Consider the following 18,959-nt stretch of genomic DNA (forward strand, 5'->3'; position numbering starts at 1 on the left):
GCCTATAAGAAATTAGGTCCATGAGGTAACAAATGATGAAATCACTAACAGAAGAAATACTTTATAAAGTTATTAATAAACGTCTCAATCAGTCACATAAAGGCACTTATGGCCGTGTATTAATCATTGGTGGTACCTCACAGTTCGGCGGTGCAGTGATCATGAATACTATAGCAGCGATCAATGCTGGTGCTGGATTAGTCACCGTGGCAACTGACCCGAGTAATTTCACAGCAATTCATAGTCACAAACCTGAGGCAATGGTTATTAATTTTAACGACGACCTCACTGCCTATATAAATACTAGCGATGTGATTTTAATTGGTTCCGGACTTGGTAATCGTGTCGATCTTGTTCAAGCGGTTTTTTCTGCTATTTCAGAAAAAAAAATAACGATCATAGATGGTTCAGCTCTCACCTTAGCCGCTGAAAAACACCTATCTTGGCCAAAAGGGCAATTAATTTTAACACCACACCAAATGGAGTGGCAACGCGTTAGTGGTGTCCCGATTGCCCAACAACCCTTTGAAGCCTTTAATTTACTGGCTCGTAACAAGTTCACCACAAAACCAATAATTGTTCTAAAACAGTTTCATTCTCAAATATATACAGATGATGGTATTTACGAACTACCTATTGGTGGACCGTACCAAGCAACTGGTGGGATGGGAGATACTTTAGCGGGTATTATTGCCGGTTTCACTGCCCAATTCAAAACAGCTACACTGTCAGATAAAGTATTAGCCGCGGTTTATATACATTCAGCTATTGCTGATGAGCTTGCCAAAACGCAATATGTGACATTACCAACACAAATAAGCCATGCTCTACCAACTTTTATGAAAAAATATGCTGACTAGTAAACTATACTGCAAAACAAAAAATATTTGATTTCATACACATCATCTAAAAAAGGACATTTATACATGCAACTCATATCTTGGAACATCGATTCAATCAATGCTGCTGTTGAACATAAATCAGCGCGTGGTGAAATGACCTGGGACGTACTGACAACTATTGCTGCGCGCAAGCCAGACGTATTCGCCATTCAAGAAACTAAACTTAAACCCACAGGCATGACTAAAAAACAATCAGAAGCAATCGCTGAATTGTTTCCTGACTATCATGTCTATTTAGATTCCAGTACAGCACGTTCCGGTTATTCCGGTACAATGATGTTAACACGCATCGAACCACTAAGTATCGAATTTCCAAAAATTGCTGCCCCAGACACAATGGATATTGAAGGGCGCATTATTACACTAGAATTTGATAATTATTATGTTTCAACAGTGTATACGCCAAATTCTGGATCAGCTCTTGCTCGTTTATCAGCTCGCGGTGAATGGGATGATGCTTATCGAGCATACATTCAAACGCTCGATGCCAAAAAACCTGTTATTTTTAGTGGTGATATGAATGTTGCTCATGAAGAAATTGATCTTAAAAATTTCAAAACAAATCATAACTCTGCTGGGTTTACTAATCAAGAACGTGAGAAATTTACTGCCTTACTTGATGCAGGATTTACTGATACTTTACGTATGCAAAATCCTAACACCCCAGAAATTTATACTTGGTGGGCTCAAATCAGCAAAACTAGTAAAATTAATAATTCTGGATGGCGAATTGATTACTACTTAGTCAGTGACCGTATTGCAGAAAATGTTTTAAATACTGATGTTTTAGATACTGGTTTGCGTCAAGATCATGCTCCAATTTCACTAACAATTAACCTATAAAATAAATGACCTGTCCTTTTCTTTAGGATAGGTCATTTATTTTGTACAAACTGTTTTAAACTATCAACGCCAAAATGTTCGGCTTCATATATTAAAATGTTAGCTGCTGCAACAGCATCATCAAGTGCATTATGATGATGGTCTAGTGTTATACCTAGATTATTTGCAACAGTATTTAACTTATGATTTTCAAATTTAGGAAATAGTTTACGGCTTGTTCGTACAGTATCAAGTAGCATATAATGAGGTTCTTCAATCCCATAATGAGCCAAAGTACCCTTCAAAATATTATTATCAAATGCTGCATTATGCGCTACAACTAATTTATTGTCTCTAAACAATGGTGAAATAATTTGCCAAATCTCTGGGAACTTAGGTGCATCAATCACATCACTTTCACGTAACCCATGAACCGCAGTATTACGTGAACTAAAATACGTTTCTGGTTTAATCAAACTATAGAATTTATCAACAACTTGATTATCTCGAACTATTGCTATTGCAATGGATACGGCCGAATATTTTTCGTGATTGGCTGTTTCAAAATCCATGGCTATAAAATTCATAATGACGTGTTCTCCTTAACTAAAAACTTAACCATATGTTGTAATTTGGTCACACGACCATTTGGTAGTGTGAGGTTGACTTCGGATCCAACTTTTTTAAAGTCAAACTTATCATAAAGATGTGTCGCCACTAAGTTGTCAGTTTGCACATCCAACCAAACTTTCTCTAATTTAACCACTTCTGCCCAATCAAGTAAGGCTACCATTAAACTCTGACCTAGACCAGCACCTTGAAAGTCTTTCAAAATCGCCATGCCAATTTCACCATTTTCAATTGAAGCAATTCCAACTGGTAACGTGTCATTTTGTTGCTCCGCAATCAACAATAAAGTGATCGCTGGCTCATCTGTGTTTTCTTCTGCTACGATTTGACCATCACGTACACTCGCAACCAAAAAAGTATCTGTTTCTGACATCAAATTTTGAATTAAAGATTGCCATGCCTGTGCACGTCTTAAACTCGCCTCTTCTAAACTAAAAGTGATGGGTTTAGTCCTATCAAAAGTCATAATTGCCTTTCTATCTCTACTGCACTACCCACACCATTAATTTGAATTTTACGGCTATCATCATACTTACCGCGCGTGAAAATTAATTCTAATCGATTGTTAGGTAGCAAATCTTTCATATACTGCGGCCATTCAATCAGTGTCACGCCGTCTGTCCCAACATAATCTTCAAATCCCTGATCCTGTGCGCCTGTTTCCTCCAACCGATACGCATCAAAATGATAAATTGGAAAATGATGTGTATAATAGGTGTTCATAATATTAAAGGTCGGACTCTTAACACGATTAGTCACACCAAGTGCACGTGAAAACCCTTGCGTGAACGTTGTTTTCCCAGCACCAAGGTCACCATTTAAAGCAATTACTAGGCCTGGACTAGATAAGGCAGCAACACGTGCAGCAAATTTTTGGGTTTCATCTCGATTGTTTGTCAAAATTTCTTTCATGTTTTTATTATATCACGGCTTTTACACAATATTTTTGCTATAATGAGTTTAATAATTTTAAAGGAAACTATTATGTTCTACCCAGATGATTCATTCACATTGCACACTGATTTATATCAAATAAACATGATTTATACATACTGGCAAGCAGGTATTGACCAAAAGCCAGTTGTTTTCGAAGCTTATTTTCGTGATATGCCTTTTAATAATGGCTATGTTATTTTTGCTGGACTAGCACATATTGTACAATATCTTGATGATTTACACTTCAGTGATAGTGATATTTCTTATTTACAGTCACTTAATTTGTATCATGAAGATTTTTTAACCTACTTAAAAAAGTGGCAATTGACCGCTACTCTCCGAGCACCATATGAAGGCGAGGTCATGTTTGATCACGAACCATTACTACAGGTTGAGGGGCCATTAATTGATGCGCAACTACTCGAAACAGCTTTACTTAATATTATTAATTTTCAAACATTAATTGCAACCAAGGCTTCTCGTGTTGTAACAGTGGCTAATGGCAACCCATTAATGGAATTTGGCACCCGACGTGCTCAAGAATTTGACGCTGCGCTTTGGGGTACACGTGCCGCCTACATTGGCGGATTCAATGCCACTTCAAACGTCCGTGCAGGTAAATTATTTAATCTACCCGTGTCAGGTACACATGCCCATGCCCTTGTTCAAGCATATCAAAGCGATTATGCTGCCTTTAAAGCCTATGCTCAATCACATCACGATGTTGTTTTCCTAGTCGATACTTTTGATACATTAAAATCTGGAGTGCCTGCTGCAATTAAAGTTGCTCAAGAATTTGGTGATAAAATTAATTTTCAAGGTATTCGAATTGATTCTGGCAACATGGTATCATTGTCGATAAAAATTCGCCAGATGCTTGATAAATCTGGATTTTCTAACGCTAAAATTTATGCATCAAATGATTTAGATGAATATGTTATTTCTGATTTAAAAGCGCGCGGTGCAAAAATCGATGTCTGGGGTGTTGGTACAAAAGTGATTACTTCGTTTGATCAACCTGCGTTAGGTGCTGTTTACAAAATGGTCAGTATCGATGGTAAAAACACTATTAAACTTTCCGATGATACTGAAAAAATTTCAATTCCTGGCAAAAAACAAATTTGGCGCACACAATCAGGTGACGTGTTGTCTTTTGCAACAGAATCAAATTCTGGCAAACCAATATTGCATGATATTTTTAATAAAGGTCAAAAAGTTTATCACCTACCCACAATACAAGCAATTCAAACATATGCAAAAAATAGTTTATTACAACTACCCGATCGTTTTAAACGACTTGATCATCCTGATCAATACAACGTCGCGTTATCTCAACAATTGGCAGAGGCCAAAGATGCTGCCATTGCTGATGTTCGACTAAAAATCAAGGAGAATTAATATGCGTCCACTACAAGCAAAGATTATTGCTGACCTTCACGTTCAGCCACTCATTGATCCACTGACAGAAATTCGCCGTTCAGTAGATTTTTTAAAACAATATTTACAACACAACCCACAATATACAAGTTGCATTATTGCTGTATCTGGCGGCCAAGATTCCACGTTAGCAGGAAAAATTGCTAAAATTGCTATTGACGAATTAAACGTCAATACAACCATTAATTATGAACTCATCGCTGTACGACAGCCATATGGTAAACAACGCGACGAATCAGATGCCATTTCAGCGCTTAACTTTATCCAACCTAGCCAAATTGTAACCACTAATATCAAAACGGCTACTGATGCTATGACACTAGCTTTGCAGGAGAGTGGTCTTGTTGTCAACGATTTGAGTCGTGGCTCTATTAAACCAAAAATGCGCATGATTGCCCAATATGCCGTAGCTCGTGAATATCAAGGTATTGTAATTGGCACTGATCATGCAGCAGAAGCGTTCGCTGGTTTCTTTACAAAATACGGTGATGGGGGCACCGATGTTAATCCGCTATGGCGTTTGAATAAACGACAAGGCCGTGATATGCTTAAGACCCTAGGGGCACCAAAAGTATTGTACGATAAAACACCAACTGCAGACTTAGAGGACGACCGACCACAGTTACCTGATGAAATTGCGCTTGGTGTCACATACGATTGCATCGATGATTATTTAGAAGGAAAAAATATTTCAACCCAAGATGCTGAAAAAATTGAACATTTATATTTGACCAGCGCACACAAACGTCACGAACCTGTGACTATTTATGATACGTGGTTTTATTAAATTCATCATATTCTTTTTTCACGTTTTACCACACCAAACCCATTTAAGTAAAATACTCAGTTTTGATATAATAGTGATAGAGGTTAAATTATGACAAATCAATCACCCATTTGGATTTATTATGAAAATATTGCGACCCACGAACAACTTTTACCGCCCGAACGTTTAGACGGTTTGTCCAAAACAACTTATACAATTGACACGCCAAACATTCCAAACTATGTGTATGTTGATAATTCAGGTGAACTATCCGGTATTTTCGGTAGTTTGCCACAATCTCTACACCTAAATTATCGGCCACAAAGCTGGCGTGACGCACATCGTGTTAATATGTATATTGCATTACATGTTGAAACGCTTGCTCATACAGATCCCGACGACTATGCTAATATTTCAACAACGTTACCTCCTGACAGTTATTGGGCAACACCACTACGTGTCATTTCAGGAAATGGTCAATTTTGGTACCAAGTTGGCGATCATGTTTGGATACGTTATGATGCATCATTAATGTCATTATCAGATACAGCGCCTAATGTCGAAAATATTAACTATATACAAGACTTAAACGTCGAAAATAATCAACCGAATGCGTTAGTTAACTTCTTACCAAATATGTCAACTGAGATATTTGCCACTCCTTATGGTTTACCAATTGGTAGCGTTTTAGATGGTGATCTTGTTGCTATTTCAAAAGAGGAGCGTCATGAAAACGGTCTTCTGTGGTACAAACTTGCCAACAGTGGTTGGATTAATAGCATATATGTTCATAAAATATAAAAAATAGACGACATCTTTATAAAAAGATGTCGTCTATTTTTTATTTTACCTTATCTGTTGTTTTAATTACTTTACCTGTTTCAAGATAATTTACTGCATCTTGAAATGTTTCTACAGGGATAACTTTAATATTTGGCGCATATTTTTTTGCTGTATCTCTAGCAAGTTCATAATTTGTTTTATGTTGTTCTTCATACTTCAAAATTTCTTTAGTTGGTACGATATAAGGCGCAAAAAATACAGTTGATCCTGCTTCCTTTGCAGCAATAACTTTCTTATCAATACCACCAATTTCACCAACATAGCCGTTAACATTCATCGTCCCAGTACCAGAAATATTACGATTTTTAGACAGTTTATTACCGGTAAGTTGATCATACATTTGCAATGTAAACATTAAACCACCCGAAGGGCCACCAATTTTGCCTGGATCAACAGTTATCTTTCGTGATGTTGAAACTGCGACATTGTCTGTCAAAACAATACCAATGCCCGACCGACCATTAGGATATTCAGGTGATTTACTACTAGGTAGCTTGATAGTGTCTCCCGAAGTTTGCCCTTTTTTCCCGTTACGTAGGTAATCAACTGTCACTCGAACACCTTTTTTCTTATTGGCAAGATATTTAATAAAGCCATCAGAATTTTCATAATGATGCCCATCAACGGCTGTAATAGTGTCCCCAACCTTAATTGATTTTTTAAAGTGTGATGTGTCACTCACACTTAACACATATATGCCACGATAAGTTGCCGTTATTTCTTGATTTGCCTTCTTAAATGCTACTTGCTCAGCATTAGCAATGGCACTTTGCATATAAAAATTCTGCACTTCATTAAATACTTCAGAACTTTGCCCACCCATAATATCTTCAGACTTGGCATAAGACATGTGTGGATTTATTTTTGTTTGCAAATAACTAAAACCATTTGCCCGAGAAAGATATACCGATGTGATATTGTAACGACCCTTTGATGTATCATTTTTGCCATCAATCTTTACAAATTGTGATAAATCGTCTGCTTCACCAGGACTTTCAATATAGCCATCAAGCGGACGAACAAGCCATACTAGACCAATAATTACAAAAACGGCAACAATTGCCGCTATAATTTTACTTTTTTTATGCATTAATTTAACCGTTCCTTTAGTGCATCAACAACTACTTTAGGCACAAACTTTGCCATATTATCTGCACCCATTGCACCGATCTCTTTAACCATTGAACTAGAAATATTTTGATTTTCTGGTTTAGACAATAATAAAATTGTTTCAACATCAGCTAGTGCACTATTGACACCTGCAATATCACGTTCGTATTCAAAATCTTTACTGTTACGCAACCCGCGAACAATAAATCCAGCGTTGATTTCTGCCATAAATTGTACTGTCAACCCGTGCATCACAGCAACTTTAACATTATCTAAGTCAGCAACAGTAACTGATATCAGTGCTATCTTTTCTTCGGGCGTAAATAGCGCTTGCTTACTCGTATTATTACCTACACCAACAAACACCGTATCAAACATTTTACTTGCACGACGAATAATGTCTAAATGACCATTAGTCAACGGATCAAAACTACCTGGAAATAATGCAATACTCATATTTGTTTCCCCTTGTCAATCTCGTTATAAACTATTGTATTGGTAAATCGTGACAACAGTTATACCATATTGTTTTTGTCGTATAATTTCAAATGTATCATTTTCAACTGGTAAATTTGCTACATCATTACTCTCAGCTAAAATTATGGCACCATCGGATAATAAGTGATGATCTACCATATAATGCATGTCTGCATCAAGTGTTTCTTTAGCGTATGGTGGATCTAGAAAAATAAGATCAAATTGCGTTTTTTCTTCAGAAAATTTTTGAAGTGCTTGCTGAGATGGCATTTTTAAGACTGTAAAGGCCTCTTTATCATGTGTTTTTTCAATATTATTTTGAATCACTTGAATCGCTTGAACTTGGCGGTCAACTAAAGTTGCATGTCCCATACCACGAGACACAGCCTCAATACCAAGGCCCCCCGTTCCGGCATATAAATCTAGTACCTCTTCACCATCTAAGTATGGCATCAGCATGCTAAACATTGCTTCTTTCACTTTATCAGTTGTGGGACGTGTTTTATCACCCACAACCGCTTCTAATCTTGTGCCACGGAATCGGCCAGCTACCACTCGCATCGTATCAATACGCGTATTGTCGCTACTGCTAGTAACATTAATTTAGATTACTAGTTCCAGCTATACGTCAATTTACGCTCTCCTCATCATAGTTTTCAAAGAAAATATCATCATGCATGTCACCCAAATCCGGATCAATATCTGGACGTGGTGATTGTAAAACATCTCTAACAAATTTATACTGTTTAATTTTTTCGATTTTTTGATCAACGTCAATATCATCAACGTAAATCATGGCAAAACTCATTTTTTGAGAAACATAAGTTAATTGACCGAATTTTTTTAATTGTGTTGCATGCCGATTGTTTTTTAAATAAACATACAAAGCACGACGCGGTTGTATTTCTAATGTCATTTTAAATCCTTTCTAGCAATGATGTCTGCTGGGTGAATAGCGACTAGTTTTTTTTGTGTCGCAGCAATATTTAAAGTCAAACCAATTGCTGCACTAAAAACAATATAAGATGATCCGCCACCAGAAATAAACGGGAAAACAACACCTGTAATTGGCAAAATGCCGACTACACCACCCAAATTAATCAGTACTTGCACAAATAACAGCGTTGCAACGCCAAACAATACCAGTCGCGCATATTGACTTTTTTGCCGAATACCCAAAATTATCATTCGACCAATTAATATTAACATTAACACAAGTACTGATGCCGTTGTTATCGCGCCTAGTTCCTCTGTCATTATCGCCATAATAAAATCAGTATTTGATTCTGGTAAATAAGGTTTAATAAGTGAATTACCCAAACCAACACCAAATATACCACCATGTGCAATGGCATAATAACCATAGAGTAGTTGTCGACTCGCGTCAACTGAATTTGGATCCCATGGATTAACAAAGCTCGTTAATCGTGCAATAGCGTAGTGATCACTACTTGTTAAGTTAAAAAAATGATTGGCAAATCTAATCAATGTTTGCAAAAAGCCAAATCCCAAACCCATTAAAGCCGCTACTACAGCGATGACACGCCTTGATACACCAGAGGCTAAAAATAGTGCCATTAAAATTAATATAATGATTAAACCATTACCATTATCCGGCATTAAAATAACTAGTACAAGCCCTGCTAATGGCAATCCCCAGACATTTAGTTGACTCACTGGTTGTAATTTTAATGGTACATGATTTTGCCAAGGTTGCCTAGCAAAAAAATTCGCAAAATAAAGAATCATAGCTAATTTCAAGAATTCAGCTGGTTGTAGCGTTATGAGGCCTAAATTAATCCAACCATGGGCACCATTGACAGGTGGCATAACAAACCTAGCAATAATTAGTGCCGCAATAACACCAAGTTGAATATTACGCATCCACTTTGCATTTTGTAATTTTCTAAGATTAAAATGATATAAAAAAAATGCGCCTATTAATCCTATCACAACAAAAATTGCTTGTTTAATAAAATTACTCAGGGCTGCTGTCGTTCCCTGAGTTGCTGAAAAAACCATCACAATACCTAGCATACTAAGAATTGCAAACGGTACAGCTATCCAATAATCTAATTTTCGTAATTTTTTAAACATGCAAACTTAATCACCTAAAATTGTTTTTAAATTCGTTTCGTCTAGATTTTTCGCAATCGCAATAACAAAATCTTTTGCTGCTTCAAAATCTGAAATTGACCAAATCGTTTGATGCGTGTGGATATATCGTGAGGCAACACCTAATGCCACTGAAGGTATCCCTGTTCGTTCACTTTGGGCTGCTGCAGCATCTGTCCCACCCTTTGATACAAAATACTGGTACGGAATATGATTATCTTCTGCCGTCGACAGTAAAAATTCTTTTAAACGAAGTGGTAACACAACGGTAGGATCAAATACACGTAAAAGCGTTCCCTGATCTAGTATACCTTGACGGCCCACACTACCATTTACATCATCGGCTGCGCTGGAATCAATTGCAAAAAAAACATCCGGTTTCATTAAATTCACCGCACCATGTGCACCACGAAGGCCAACTTCTTCTTGAACATCAGCACCCATAATTAACGTGTTAGGCGTTTGAACATCCTTTAAAGCATCTAATGCCTCTAAAATAGTGACCATTCCAAAACGATTATCCCATGCTTTTGAGATGACACGTTTTTTATTTGCAGTCATAATTGTTGCCACTTCTGGTACAATAAAATCGCCTGGAAAAACACCAAATGCATGTGCTTCTGCCTGGTCTACAAACCCAGCATCAAATAAAATATCATCCACTGTTGGTAGTGTGATTTGACTATCACGTCCTCGTAACAAATGTGGCGAAACAGAGCTTGATACAATCGGATAAGCACCATTTGTGGTAAAGAGTGTAAACCGTTGTGATGAAATCACAGTTGGGTTCCAACCACCAACAGCCGCGACTTTCAAAGTACCATTAGGCAATACATTGGTTACAATAAAGCCTACTTCATCCATATGCGCTGCAAACATGACACGCGGTGCATGGAGATCACTATTATTTTTAACACCAAACACGCCACCTAAACCATCTTGTTTAATATCATTAACTAATGGTAATAGTTCGTCACGAAAAGCTTTGCGAATTGTCTGTTCTTGTCCTGACGTGCCTTGTAATTCCGTATATTTTTGGACTCGTGCCCATGTTTTAGCGTTCAAAATTGCTCTCCTTTTTGTCATAAAACGCGTTAATTTGATTCTAAGTATTGGCGCTCACTCATATTAAATTTTTCGTCGAACGTATAGCAGATTGGCTCGCCATTACCAATCTCCAAACCATCAATATCATTGTCGCTAATTTTTTCTAAATATTTTATTAATGCGCGTAATGTACTACCATGAGCCACAATCAATTGATTATGGCCAGCGCGTAATTCAGGCACCACAACTTCTAGCCAGTAAGGTAGCATCCGTTGACTTGCCATTTCTAAGCTCTCACCAAGTGGTTCAATACTATTAGGATAACGTCGGTCTGATACCACTTTTTCCAACAGTGGCGGCACATCTGTATAGCTACGGCGCCATAAGGCAACTGCTTCAACACCATATTTTGATCGCGCCATATCTTTATTTAACCCACGTAGTGCACCATAATGACGTTCATTTAATCGCCATGTTTTATTAATTGGTACCCAAGACTGATTCATTTCAAACAAAACAATATTGGCTGTTGTAATCGCACGTTGTAAATAGGATGTATGTACCTTATCAAAAAGTAACTGTTTTTGTACTAAAATTTCACCGACACGCTTGGCTTGCTGCTGACCTTTTAAGGTTAAAGGTACATCGGTCCAACCAGTAAATTCATTATCTCGATTAGCTGTCGATTCGCCGTGCCGAACCAATACAAGTTGTGCAACCATAAGTTAACTTCCTTAAATCAATGTTATTTCCATTATAACATTAAAAATTAAATAAATTACCAATGACCTCGTCCAAAAAAGTAATTGCACCTGTTTACCTATTCTGTCATGTCAAAGTATGCTGATTTCAACACAACAGTCACTCACTTTTTAGGTATGTTACCATAACCATCAATAAAAGACGAACACTAAGATATTTTCGTTCGTATTTGAACCGCTTTCATGTCTTTTTTTGATTAAATACTTTATAATTTAACCCCATAAAATGAATATTCATGTTTTAATTCATCTTTTATACTGATAAAATTAAGTAGAACGTCTAACGTTACTATATTTTTGGGAGGCAGTCATGTCTGCGATTGCAAATTATTTTAAACTCGACGAATTGAATACATCAATTCGTACTGAATTCATTGCTGGTTTGACAACATTTACGTCAATGGCGTACATTTTGTTCGTCAATCCTTCTGTATTAGGTGCTGCTGGCATGGATAAAGGTGCCGTCTTTACTGCAACAGCTGTTGCTTCAGCTGTTGCAACACTCTTTATGGGAATTGTTGCTTTATATCCAATTGCCATCGCTCCAGGTTTGGGTGTCAACGCATTTTTTGCCTATTCTGTCGTTATTGGTATGAAGGTACCATGGCAAACAGCCATGGCAGGGGTTTTCGTTGCTGCGATCATCTTTTTGATTCTAACATTTTTTAAGATTCGTGAAAAAATTATTAATATTATTCCACAAAACTTAAAATTAGCTATTGCAGCAGGTATTGGTCTATTTATTGCTTTTATTGGCCTACATGATGCTGGCTTAATTGTTGCCAATAAAGACACCATGGTGTCTTTGGGTAATTTAACAACGCCAACCTCACTTTTGTCAATTTTTGGTATTATCCTTACTTTTATTTTATTGACACGTAAAACACCCGCTGCTATTTTTATTGGTATGGTTGCCACATCAATTGTTGGTATTGCATTTGGTTTAATTAAACTGCCCACTACAATCATTTCGCCAGTCCCTTCATTAGCACCAACCTTTGGCGTTAGTGTGATGCATATTGGCGATATTAATTCTTTGCAAATGATTACGGTTGTGATTACATTTTTGCTGGTAACGTTTTTTGACACAGCAGGTACAATGATTGGATTAGCCACACAAGCTGGTTTTATGAAAAATAATGAAATGCCTCGTGCTGGACGAGCTTTGATGGCTGATGCCGTAGGTATGACGGTTGGTGCTGTTATTGGTACGTCTCCAACTTCTGCTTATGTTGAATCATCATCAGGTATCGCAGTAGGCGGTCGTTCTGGATTAACTAGTGTCTTTACAGGCCTATTCTTCCTGTTAGCTTTGTTTTTTTCACCATTACTAAGTGTCGTAACGTCACAAGTTACTGCACCCGCATTAGTTGTTGTTGGTGTTTTGATGGCTAAAAGCTTACGTCAAATTGAATGGGAAGACTTAGCCATTGCTGCACCTTCATTCTTGATTATTATCGGCATGCCACTTACCTACTCAATTTCAGATGGTATTGCTTTAGGATTCATTTTATACCCTATTACAATGATTACAACTGGTCGTGGTAAAAAAGTACATCCGCTAATGTATGCGTTAGCCATATTATTCATTCTATTCTTAGTCATTGTCGCTCATTAAAATTAAATAAAAAATATACAAATTAAAAGCTATTCAGTAAATGAATAGCTTTTAATTTGTATATTTTACAACTTTAATGCTTGCTTTCGAAGATCTCGTGCATTTGCTAAAGCCGTTTTGGTAATATTATCTCCAGATAGCATCATAGCAATTGCACGTTCACGCCCAGGTTCATCAAGTGCTGTCACTTGTGTCACTGTACGATCCATCTCAGTTGTTTTAGCAATGAGAAAGTGATGTGCTGCTGCTGCTGCAACTTGTGGTAAATGTGTAATGGCAAGTACCTGTGAATCAGCAGCAATGGTCAACATTTTCTTAGCAATTGCTTGTGCAACACGCCCGGAAACACCGGTATCCGCTTCATCAAATACAATAGAGATAATGTGCTGTTGTTTTGTAAAAGCTGTTTTGATAGCTAACATCAATCGTGCTGTCTCGCCACCAGAGGCAATTTTAACGAGCGGCGCCATCCCTTCACCCACATTAGTTTGCACATGAAATTCAACTTTATCTGTACCAGAAGAAATAAAGCCTTCAATTTGTTCAAAATGTACTGTAAACTCTGCACCGGCCATCAAAAGTTCATTCAATTGTTGATTAACGGCCTGTTCCAAACCACGTGCCACTTTTTGTCGCGCTTCACGCAGCTTAATCGCTTGCTTACGCAGAACCTGTCTTAAATCATTTTGCGTCACTTGAAGCTTTTCAACATCTAATTCATCATTGTCTACCATGGATAATTCTTTATCAACATGATCTTTGAATATTAGCACATCAGCAACTGTTGTCCCATATTTACGTTCTAACGAATGGATTAATTGCAACCGCTCGTCTATTCGTAGCAGTTCTGCTTCATCGTAAGTCAAGTCACTCATCTGTTCATCGACATCGCGGCTTACTTCTTGTGCTGTGTAATAACTGTCTGCTATCGTTCGAGCTAGTTCAGCATAATTGTCATCATACTCAGCAATTTCTTGTAATGCTTGCATGGCTTCCGCCAAAAGATCAACAGCTCCACCCTGATCACCATTAAGCGCTATTTGTGCATTTTGTAAACGGTCCGCAATTTTTTTATAATTTAATAGCTTACCCCGTGCATCAAGCAGATCATTTTCTTCATTCGGTTGTAAATCGGCATCTTCTAGTTCCTGTTGCTGAAACTGCAATAAATCTAACCGTTGCGTAATTTCTTGTTGAGACGTTTGAATTCTTCGAATACGTTGTGTAATTGCCCGAAACTCATGAAAAATTTGCTGATAGGCAGATTTTGTTACCAATAATTGTTCATCACCGTAAGCATCCAATAAAGGTAAATGTTCTTCGGGATTTAACAATTGTTGCGTATCGTTTTGCCCTTGAATATCAACCAGATATCTACCAATAATTGATAACGTTTTTAAATTAACTAATACACTATTGATACGTATCATACTACGCCCGTTATGTTTGAGCTCTCGGTAAATAATTAACTCCCCATCATCAATATCAATACCGTTTTCAATGAGTTTATCAATTAAAATTTTATTTTTAGGTACACTAAAAACAGCTTGCAAGATTGCTTTTTTACTACCATGGCGAATCATTTCAGAATTAGCACGTCCGCCTGTGAGCATCAAAAGTGCATCAATAATAATAGATTTTCCAGCACCTGTTTCACCTGTTAAAACACTCATACCACTATCAAACTGTAGCGCAACTTTTTCGATAATAGCAAAATTTTCAATGATAAGATTTTCTAACATAGTTATGATGTACTATTACGCACATTTTCTTTCGCTTATTTTTCTAATAATTTTTGAATTGTATTAGTCATCTGAGATGCAACAACACCATCTTTTAATAATACGAGTACAGAGCCATCATCACTTAACGTGCCAAAAATTTCTGGAAACTTCACCTGCTCAAGTAAATTAGCGATAAGCTGCCCATTGCCCGGTTGTACTTTTAATATAATTTGTCCACGTTGTGCACGTTGACTCAGAAATGACTGCTGCAAGGCACGTCGTAAACGCTGCAGATAGGGACGATCATCTTGTTTTGGTAGATGATAATGAAATCCACCTTGTGCATTAGGAATTTTAATAAGTCCCAATTCATTAATATCCCGTGATATTGTTGCTTGCGTGACAGTTTCACCTAATGTTTCAAAATGTGCCACGATATCTTCTTGGCGACCTACTTGTTGTTGCTGAATTAATGCTAGCAATGCTTTTTGACGCGTTTTTTTAATCATTGGCTTGGCTTTCTGTATGATTTAGTTGTGCATACGTCTGCGCTAAGAGTTGTTCAATATTGATGTTGTCAGCCATACTAGGTGAATCGTCACGTATTAAAACGGCAAGAAACTCGATATTCCCCTGCCCACCTTTAATGGGAGAATAGGTCAAAGCTTTAATTGAAAAACCGTCTTGAATCATCAATTGCGTAACTTTTTGGAGTACCTGTTTATGAACTGATGGGTCTTTAATAATACCATTTTTACCAACATTTTCACGTCCTGCTTCAAATTGTGGTTTAATTAACGCGACAACATGCCCGCCCATACTAATAATGCTTGCTAGTGGTGGTAATATCAGTCCTAATGAAATAAAAGACACATCAATTGTTGCAAAATTGGGCTGTCCAAACTTAAAATCATTTAATTTTGAATAACGAAAATTTGTGTTTTCCATTACTTTAACGCGATCATCTGATCTCAGTTTCCACACAAGTTGATTCGTTCCCACATCTAATGCGTAAACCAATTTGGCACCATTTTGCAAAGCAACATCAGTAAAACCGCCTGTAGAAGAACCAATATCTAAAACAATCTTATCTTGCACTGTAATGTCAAAGTCGTTTAAAGCTTTTTCCAACTTCAATCCGCCTCGTGACACATACTTCAGTTTTTCACCTTTAAAATGTAATTCTGTTGTAACTGGTATTTTTTGACCTGCTTTATCCAGTCTCTCTTCATTTTCACCCAGAATTTCTCCTGCCATAACAGCTCTTTTTGCCTGTTCTCGTGAATCAAATAAACCTTGCTGAACCAGCAAAATATCAACACGTTCTTTTTCTATGGCACTCATATATCATCTCCAATGACGTTCAAAAAATCATCCAATAGTGTTCGGTCAAATGTTAAATCCCGTGTTGCAAGATCAGTCAATAGTTGTCGTGCATGTGTAAGGTATTTGTCACGTTTCTCGCTAGCTGCTGTAATACCAATCAAATGTGGTAATGAGGTGATTTTTTCTACATCGTCTTGGTCTAAATCGTCTAAATCATCTTGAATTTGAAAGGCCATGCCAAAATCGGTACCAAATGTTAGTAGTGCCGAATTCGTCGTAGATATCGCTATTTCACTATTATCTGCCACAGAATTAGAATTCACATGGGATAATCGTGAGCCGGCTATCGCGGAAAATCCTAGTAATGCTGCTGTTTTAGGCGCGTAAACATCATTTAATAACCAATTGACATCAATTTTTGCTTCTTGGCGATGATTTTTCATATCCTCAACTTGGCCAATAACCATGCCAAAAGCACCTGCATGATAAGACAGCATCTGCGACAATAATAATAATTCTTTTGCGGCAATGTTTTCATTTTCTGTGTCAGTACTATTAGCACTGCTAACTACATGAAAAGCGCCTGTGAGTAAAGCATCTCCTACTAAAATTGCTTCTGCCTCGCCATATCGTGCATGTACACTAGGCTTTCCTCGACGAAACAGGTCATTATCCATTGCTGGCAAATCATCATGCACTAATGAATAAGCATGCACCCATTCCACTGCTGTTGCCACTTTCAAAATACTTGGCGTTATTTTTTGGCCAAAACTTGCTACTACCGCTAATGTTAACATTGGGCGTAGGCGTTTACCACCGTTCAAAACAGCATATGACATCATTTCGGAAAAATCGCTATCGCGTGATGCTACTCCTAAATCCTGTTTCAATTGTTGTTCAATTTTTGGTAACCATTCCGACTGAAAAGCTGTTAATTTAGTCATTTGTTTGTTCCAAATCAGTCAATTCATTGTTATCATCCATTACTTTAGCTAATGTCTGTTCTGCATTTTTTAAAGTGCCTTGTAGCTCTTTCACTAAGCCAACACCGTTTTGAAAGTCAGCCAAGGCACCCTCTAATGGCCTATCACCTTTTTCAAGTTGACTGACAATATCCTCTAATTGTTGTAATTTTTCTTCAAATGTCTTCGTTTCACTCATTTTTTAAATCACTCGTTTCTATAATTTTGGCTTTTGCCATACCATCAGAAAAACGTAAATCGATCGTATCATTTCTCTGAACGTCATTAATCGTGCGTACCACCTGTGAATCTTTTTCAATGAGAACATAGCCACGTTTTAATATTTTCAGTGGGCTAACTAAATCTAACTTTGCTGCCATGAGTTGTACATGTTCCTGGGGTTGTCGCAACAATATTTGCCTCACTTGTAGTTGTCTTTGTAAAAGAAGCATTAACTGGTGTTTAGTTGTTTTAAGACGTTGTTGTAAAACTTGTGTTAACGTATGGCATAATTGGTCAACACGTTGATTATAACCTGTATACAACCGGTCTGGTTGCTGAAAAATAATATGCTGCGTGATGCGTTCAACACGTTGACGACGAACATCCACTAGTTGCTTCATACGTAAATTCAATCGTATCTGTAACTCATTTAAACGACTAATCACTTGTTCAAGAGTAACGGGCGTCGATAATTCTGCAGCAGCTGTCGGTGTAGCAGCACGTTGATCAGCAACAAAATCGACCAGCGTATTATCTGTTTCATGCCCAACAGAACTGATGATTGGTATTCGTGCTGCAGCAATCACACGTGCTAATTTTTCATCATTAAAGGCCCATAAGTCTTCGATTGAACCACCACCTCGGCCTACAATCAGCGTGTCATAATCCCCTAACTCATCAATACGTAAAATTTGTTGAATAATTGTCGCCGCTGCCTTTTCACCCTGCACCACTGCGGGGAAAAGAACAATCTGAGCGCTTGGATATCTTCTTTGTACAGTACGTGTAATATCCTCAATGACAGCACCAGTTGGTGACGTGACAACAGCAATCTTTTTAGGAAATGTTGGTAGCTTCTTTTTGGGTAAATTAAATAATCCCTCTTGAGATAATTTATTCTTCAACTGTTCATAAGCCAAAAACAATTCACCAATGCCATCTGGTGTCATTTGTTCCAATATTATTGAATAAGTTCCACTTGGTTCGTATATTTGAACACGACCGATGGCATTAATTTTCATGCCTTCTTCTGGCTCGAATTTCAAACGGTTAGCGTAAGAAAACATCGCGGCAGAAATAACAGCCCCACCATTTGGATCTTTCATTGAAAAATACAAGTGTCGGCCACGACGTCGACCCATATTAGAAATTTCACCTGTAAGATAAACTTTTTCTAAGTAAGGATCAGCATCAAATTTACGTTTTAAATAGCTAGTTAACGCGCTAATTGTCAAATATTTTCTTGTTTCAGACATAGTTA

At 37.4% G+C, this 18,959-nt stretch carries 22 protein-coding genes; 6 read left to right on the top strand and 16 right to left on the bottom strand.

The window, feature by feature from the left end; all coding sequences use genetic code 11:
* The first annotated feature begins 35 nt into the window (after positions 1-35).
* Together LEGAS_RS06470 and LEGAS_RS06475 are read left to right on the top strand one after the other, a co-directional pair.
* Positions 36-860 (top strand): NAD(P)H-hydrate dehydratase, encoded by an 825-nt coding sequence (locus tag LEGAS_RS06470; protein WP_041771844.1) that lies wholly within the window; start codon positions 36-38, stop codon positions 858-860.
* Positions 861-926: 66 nt separating this feature from the next.
* The gene (locus LEGAS_RS06475) at positions 927-1,745 is read left to right on the top strand and encodes an exodeoxyribonuclease III (RefSeq protein WP_010390810.1); all 819 of its coding nucleotides are present in this window, start codon (positions 927-929) and stop codon (positions 1,743-1,745) included.
* Between the two features lie 32 nt (positions 1,746-1,777).
* Here LEGAS_RS06475 and LEGAS_RS06480 read toward each other — a convergent pair whose 3' ends face one another.
* Genes LEGAS_RS06480 through tsaE form a run of 3 tightly spaced genes read right to left on the bottom strand, consistent with a single transcriptional unit; the run spans position 1,778 to position 3,266 of the window.
* Positions 1,778-2,311: a 3'-5' exonuclease gene (locus LEGAS_RS06480; RefSeq protein WP_010390818.1), complete on the bottom strand. Its 534-nt coding sequence runs from the start codon at positions 2,309-2,311 to the stop codon at positions 1,778-1,780.
* The gene (locus LEGAS_RS06485; RefSeq protein WP_010390820.1) at positions 2,308-2,820 is read right to left on the bottom strand and encodes a GNAT family N-acetyltransferase; all 513 of its coding nucleotides are present in this window, start codon (positions 2,818-2,820) and stop codon (positions 2,308-2,310) included. The genes LEGAS_RS06480 and LEGAS_RS06485 overlap by 4 nt, the downstream gene beginning before the upstream one ends.
* On the bottom strand, positions 2,817-3,266 hold the full coding sequence (gene tsaE, locus LEGAS_RS06490) for a tRNA (adenosine(37)-N6)-threonylcarbamoyltransferase complex ATPase subunit type 1 TsaE (RefSeq protein WP_010390822.1): 450 nt from the start codon (positions 3,264-3,266) through the stop codon (positions 2,817-2,819). The genes LEGAS_RS06485 and tsaE overlap by 4 nt, the downstream gene beginning before the upstream one ends.
* Before the next feature lie 72 nt (positions 3,267-3,338).
* On the opposite strand from tsaE, the gene pncB reads away from it, so the two are divergent.
* The 3 genes from pncB to LEGAS_RS06505 all read left to right on the top strand — a co-directional run bounded on the left by pncB (position 3,339) and on the right by LEGAS_RS06505 (position 6,294).
* Complete coding sequence (pncB, locus tag LEGAS_RS06495; protein ID WP_013231761.1) at positions 3,339-4,688, top strand: nicotinate phosphoribosyltransferase; 1,350 nt, start codon at positions 3,339-3,341, stop codon at positions 4,686-4,688.
* A gap of 1 nt (position 4,689) precedes the next feature.
* Positions 4,690-5,514 carry an ammonia-dependent NAD(+) synthetase gene (gene nadE / locus LEGAS_RS06500; RefSeq protein WP_010388370.1) on the top strand — a complete coding sequence of 275 codons (825 nt, stop codon included), beginning with the start codon at positions 4,690-4,692 and terminating at the stop codon, positions 5,512-5,514.
* Positions 5,515-5,604: 90 nt separating this feature from the next.
* A complete protein-coding gene (locus LEGAS_RS06505; protein WP_010388368.1) occupies positions 5,605-6,294 on the top strand; it encodes a MucBP domain-containing protein in 690 nt (229 codons plus the stop codon).
* A gap of 40 nt (positions 6,295-6,334) precedes the next feature.
* On the opposite strand, the gene LEGAS_RS06510 is transcribed toward LEGAS_RS06505, so the two are convergent.
* From LEGAS_RS06510 to LEGAS_RS06540, 7 genes are all read right to left on the bottom strand, one after another.
* Entirely contained in the window at positions 6,335-7,426 is a 1,092-nt protein-coding gene (locus LEGAS_RS06510) for a SepM family pheromone-processing serine protease (protein WP_013231762.1), read from the bottom strand.
* Positions 7,426-7,902: a pantetheine-phosphate adenylyltransferase gene (gene coaD / locus LEGAS_RS06515; protein ID WP_010388364.1), complete on the bottom strand. Its 477-nt coding sequence runs from the start codon at positions 7,900-7,902 to the stop codon at positions 7,426-7,428. The genes LEGAS_RS06510 and coaD overlap by 1 nt, the downstream gene beginning before the upstream one ends.
* Before the next feature lie 24 nt (positions 7,903-7,926).
* Complete coding sequence (gene rsmD / locus LEGAS_RS06520; RefSeq protein WP_013231763.1) at positions 7,927-8,484, bottom strand: 16S rRNA (guanine(966)-N(2))-methyltransferase RsmD; 558 nt, start codon at positions 8,482-8,484, stop codon at positions 7,927-7,929.
* Between the two features lie 67 nt (positions 8,485-8,551).
* Complete coding sequence (locus LEGAS_RS06525) at positions 8,552-8,839, bottom strand: YlbG family protein (RefSeq protein WP_010388362.1); 288 nt, start codon at positions 8,837-8,839, stop codon at positions 8,552-8,554.
* On the bottom strand, positions 8,836-10,020 hold the full coding sequence (locus LEGAS_RS06530) for an FtsW/RodA/SpoVE family cell cycle protein (RefSeq protein ID WP_013231764.1): 1,185 nt from the start codon (positions 10,018-10,020) through the stop codon (positions 8,836-8,838). Before LEGAS_RS06530 ends, LEGAS_RS06525 begins: the two co-directional genes overlap by 4 nt.
* Positions 10,021-10,026: 6 nt before the next feature.
* Positions 10,027-11,103 (bottom strand): glutamyl aminopeptidase, encoded by a 1,077-nt coding sequence (gene pepA / locus LEGAS_RS06535; protein ID WP_013231765.1) that lies wholly within the window; start codon positions 11,101-11,103, stop codon positions 10,027-10,029.
* Positions 11,104-11,132: 29 nt separating this feature from the next.
* Positions 11,133-11,807 (bottom strand): 2,3-bisphosphoglycerate-dependent phosphoglycerate mutase, encoded by a 675-nt coding sequence (locus LEGAS_RS06540; protein ID WP_010389161.1) that lies wholly within the window; start codon positions 11,805-11,807, stop codon positions 11,133-11,135.
* A 349-nt stretch (positions 11,808-12,156) separates the two neighbouring features.
* Between LEGAS_RS06540 and LEGAS_RS06545 the strand changes: the two genes are divergently transcribed.
* Positions 12,157-13,464 (top strand): NCS2 family permease, encoded by a 1,308-nt coding sequence (locus tag LEGAS_RS06545; RefSeq protein ID WP_010389162.1) that lies wholly within the window; start codon positions 12,157-12,159, stop codon positions 13,462-13,464.
* Positions 13,465-13,529: 65 nt separating this feature from the next.
* On the opposite strand, the gene recN is transcribed toward LEGAS_RS06545, so the two are convergent.
* From recN to xseA, 6 genes are read right to left on the bottom strand one after another with little or no spacing between them, the layout of a single operon-like run.
* Positions 13,530-15,206: a DNA repair protein RecN gene (gene recN, locus LEGAS_RS06550; protein ID WP_013231766.1), complete on the bottom strand. Its 1,677-nt coding sequence runs from the start codon at positions 15,204-15,206 to the stop codon at positions 13,530-13,532.
* A 35-nt stretch (positions 15,207-15,241) separates the two neighbouring features.
* Positions 15,242-15,697 carry an arginine repressor gene (locus LEGAS_RS06555; protein WP_013231767.1) on the bottom strand — a complete coding sequence of 152 codons (456 nt, stop codon included), beginning with the start codon at positions 15,695-15,697 and terminating at the stop codon, positions 15,242-15,244.
* Positions 15,690-16,532, bottom strand: coding sequence for a TlyA family RNA methyltransferase (locus LEGAS_RS06560; RefSeq protein WP_010389167.1), 843 nt, complete (start codon positions 16,530-16,532; stop codon positions 15,690-15,692). The genes LEGAS_RS06555 and LEGAS_RS06560 overlap by 8 nt, the downstream gene beginning before the upstream one ends.
* Entirely contained in the window at positions 16,529-17,458 is a 930-nt protein-coding gene (locus LEGAS_RS06565; RefSeq protein ID WP_010389170.1) for a polyprenyl synthetase family protein, read from the bottom strand. The genes LEGAS_RS06560 and LEGAS_RS06565 overlap by 4 nt, the downstream gene beginning before the upstream one ends.
* Positions 17,451-17,675, bottom strand: a complete 225-nt coding sequence (locus tag LEGAS_RS06570) for an exodeoxyribonuclease VII small subunit (RefSeq protein WP_013231768.1) — start codon at positions 17,673-17,675, stop codon at positions 17,451-17,453. The genes LEGAS_RS06565 and LEGAS_RS06570 overlap by 8 nt, the downstream gene beginning before the upstream one ends.
* Positions 17,668-18,954: an exodeoxyribonuclease VII large subunit gene (gene xseA, locus LEGAS_RS06575; protein WP_013231769.1), complete on the bottom strand. Its 1,287-nt coding sequence runs from the start codon at positions 18,952-18,954 to the stop codon at positions 17,668-17,670. Before xseA ends, LEGAS_RS06570 begins: the two co-directional genes overlap by 8 nt.
* Positions 18,955-18,959 lie beyond the last annotated feature (5 nt).

This window comes from Leuconostoc gasicomitatum LMG 18811 (assembly GCF_000196855.1).
Taxonomy (GTDB): Bacteria; Bacillota; Bacilli; order Lactobacillales; family Lactobacillaceae; genus Leuconostoc; species Leuconostoc gasicomitatum.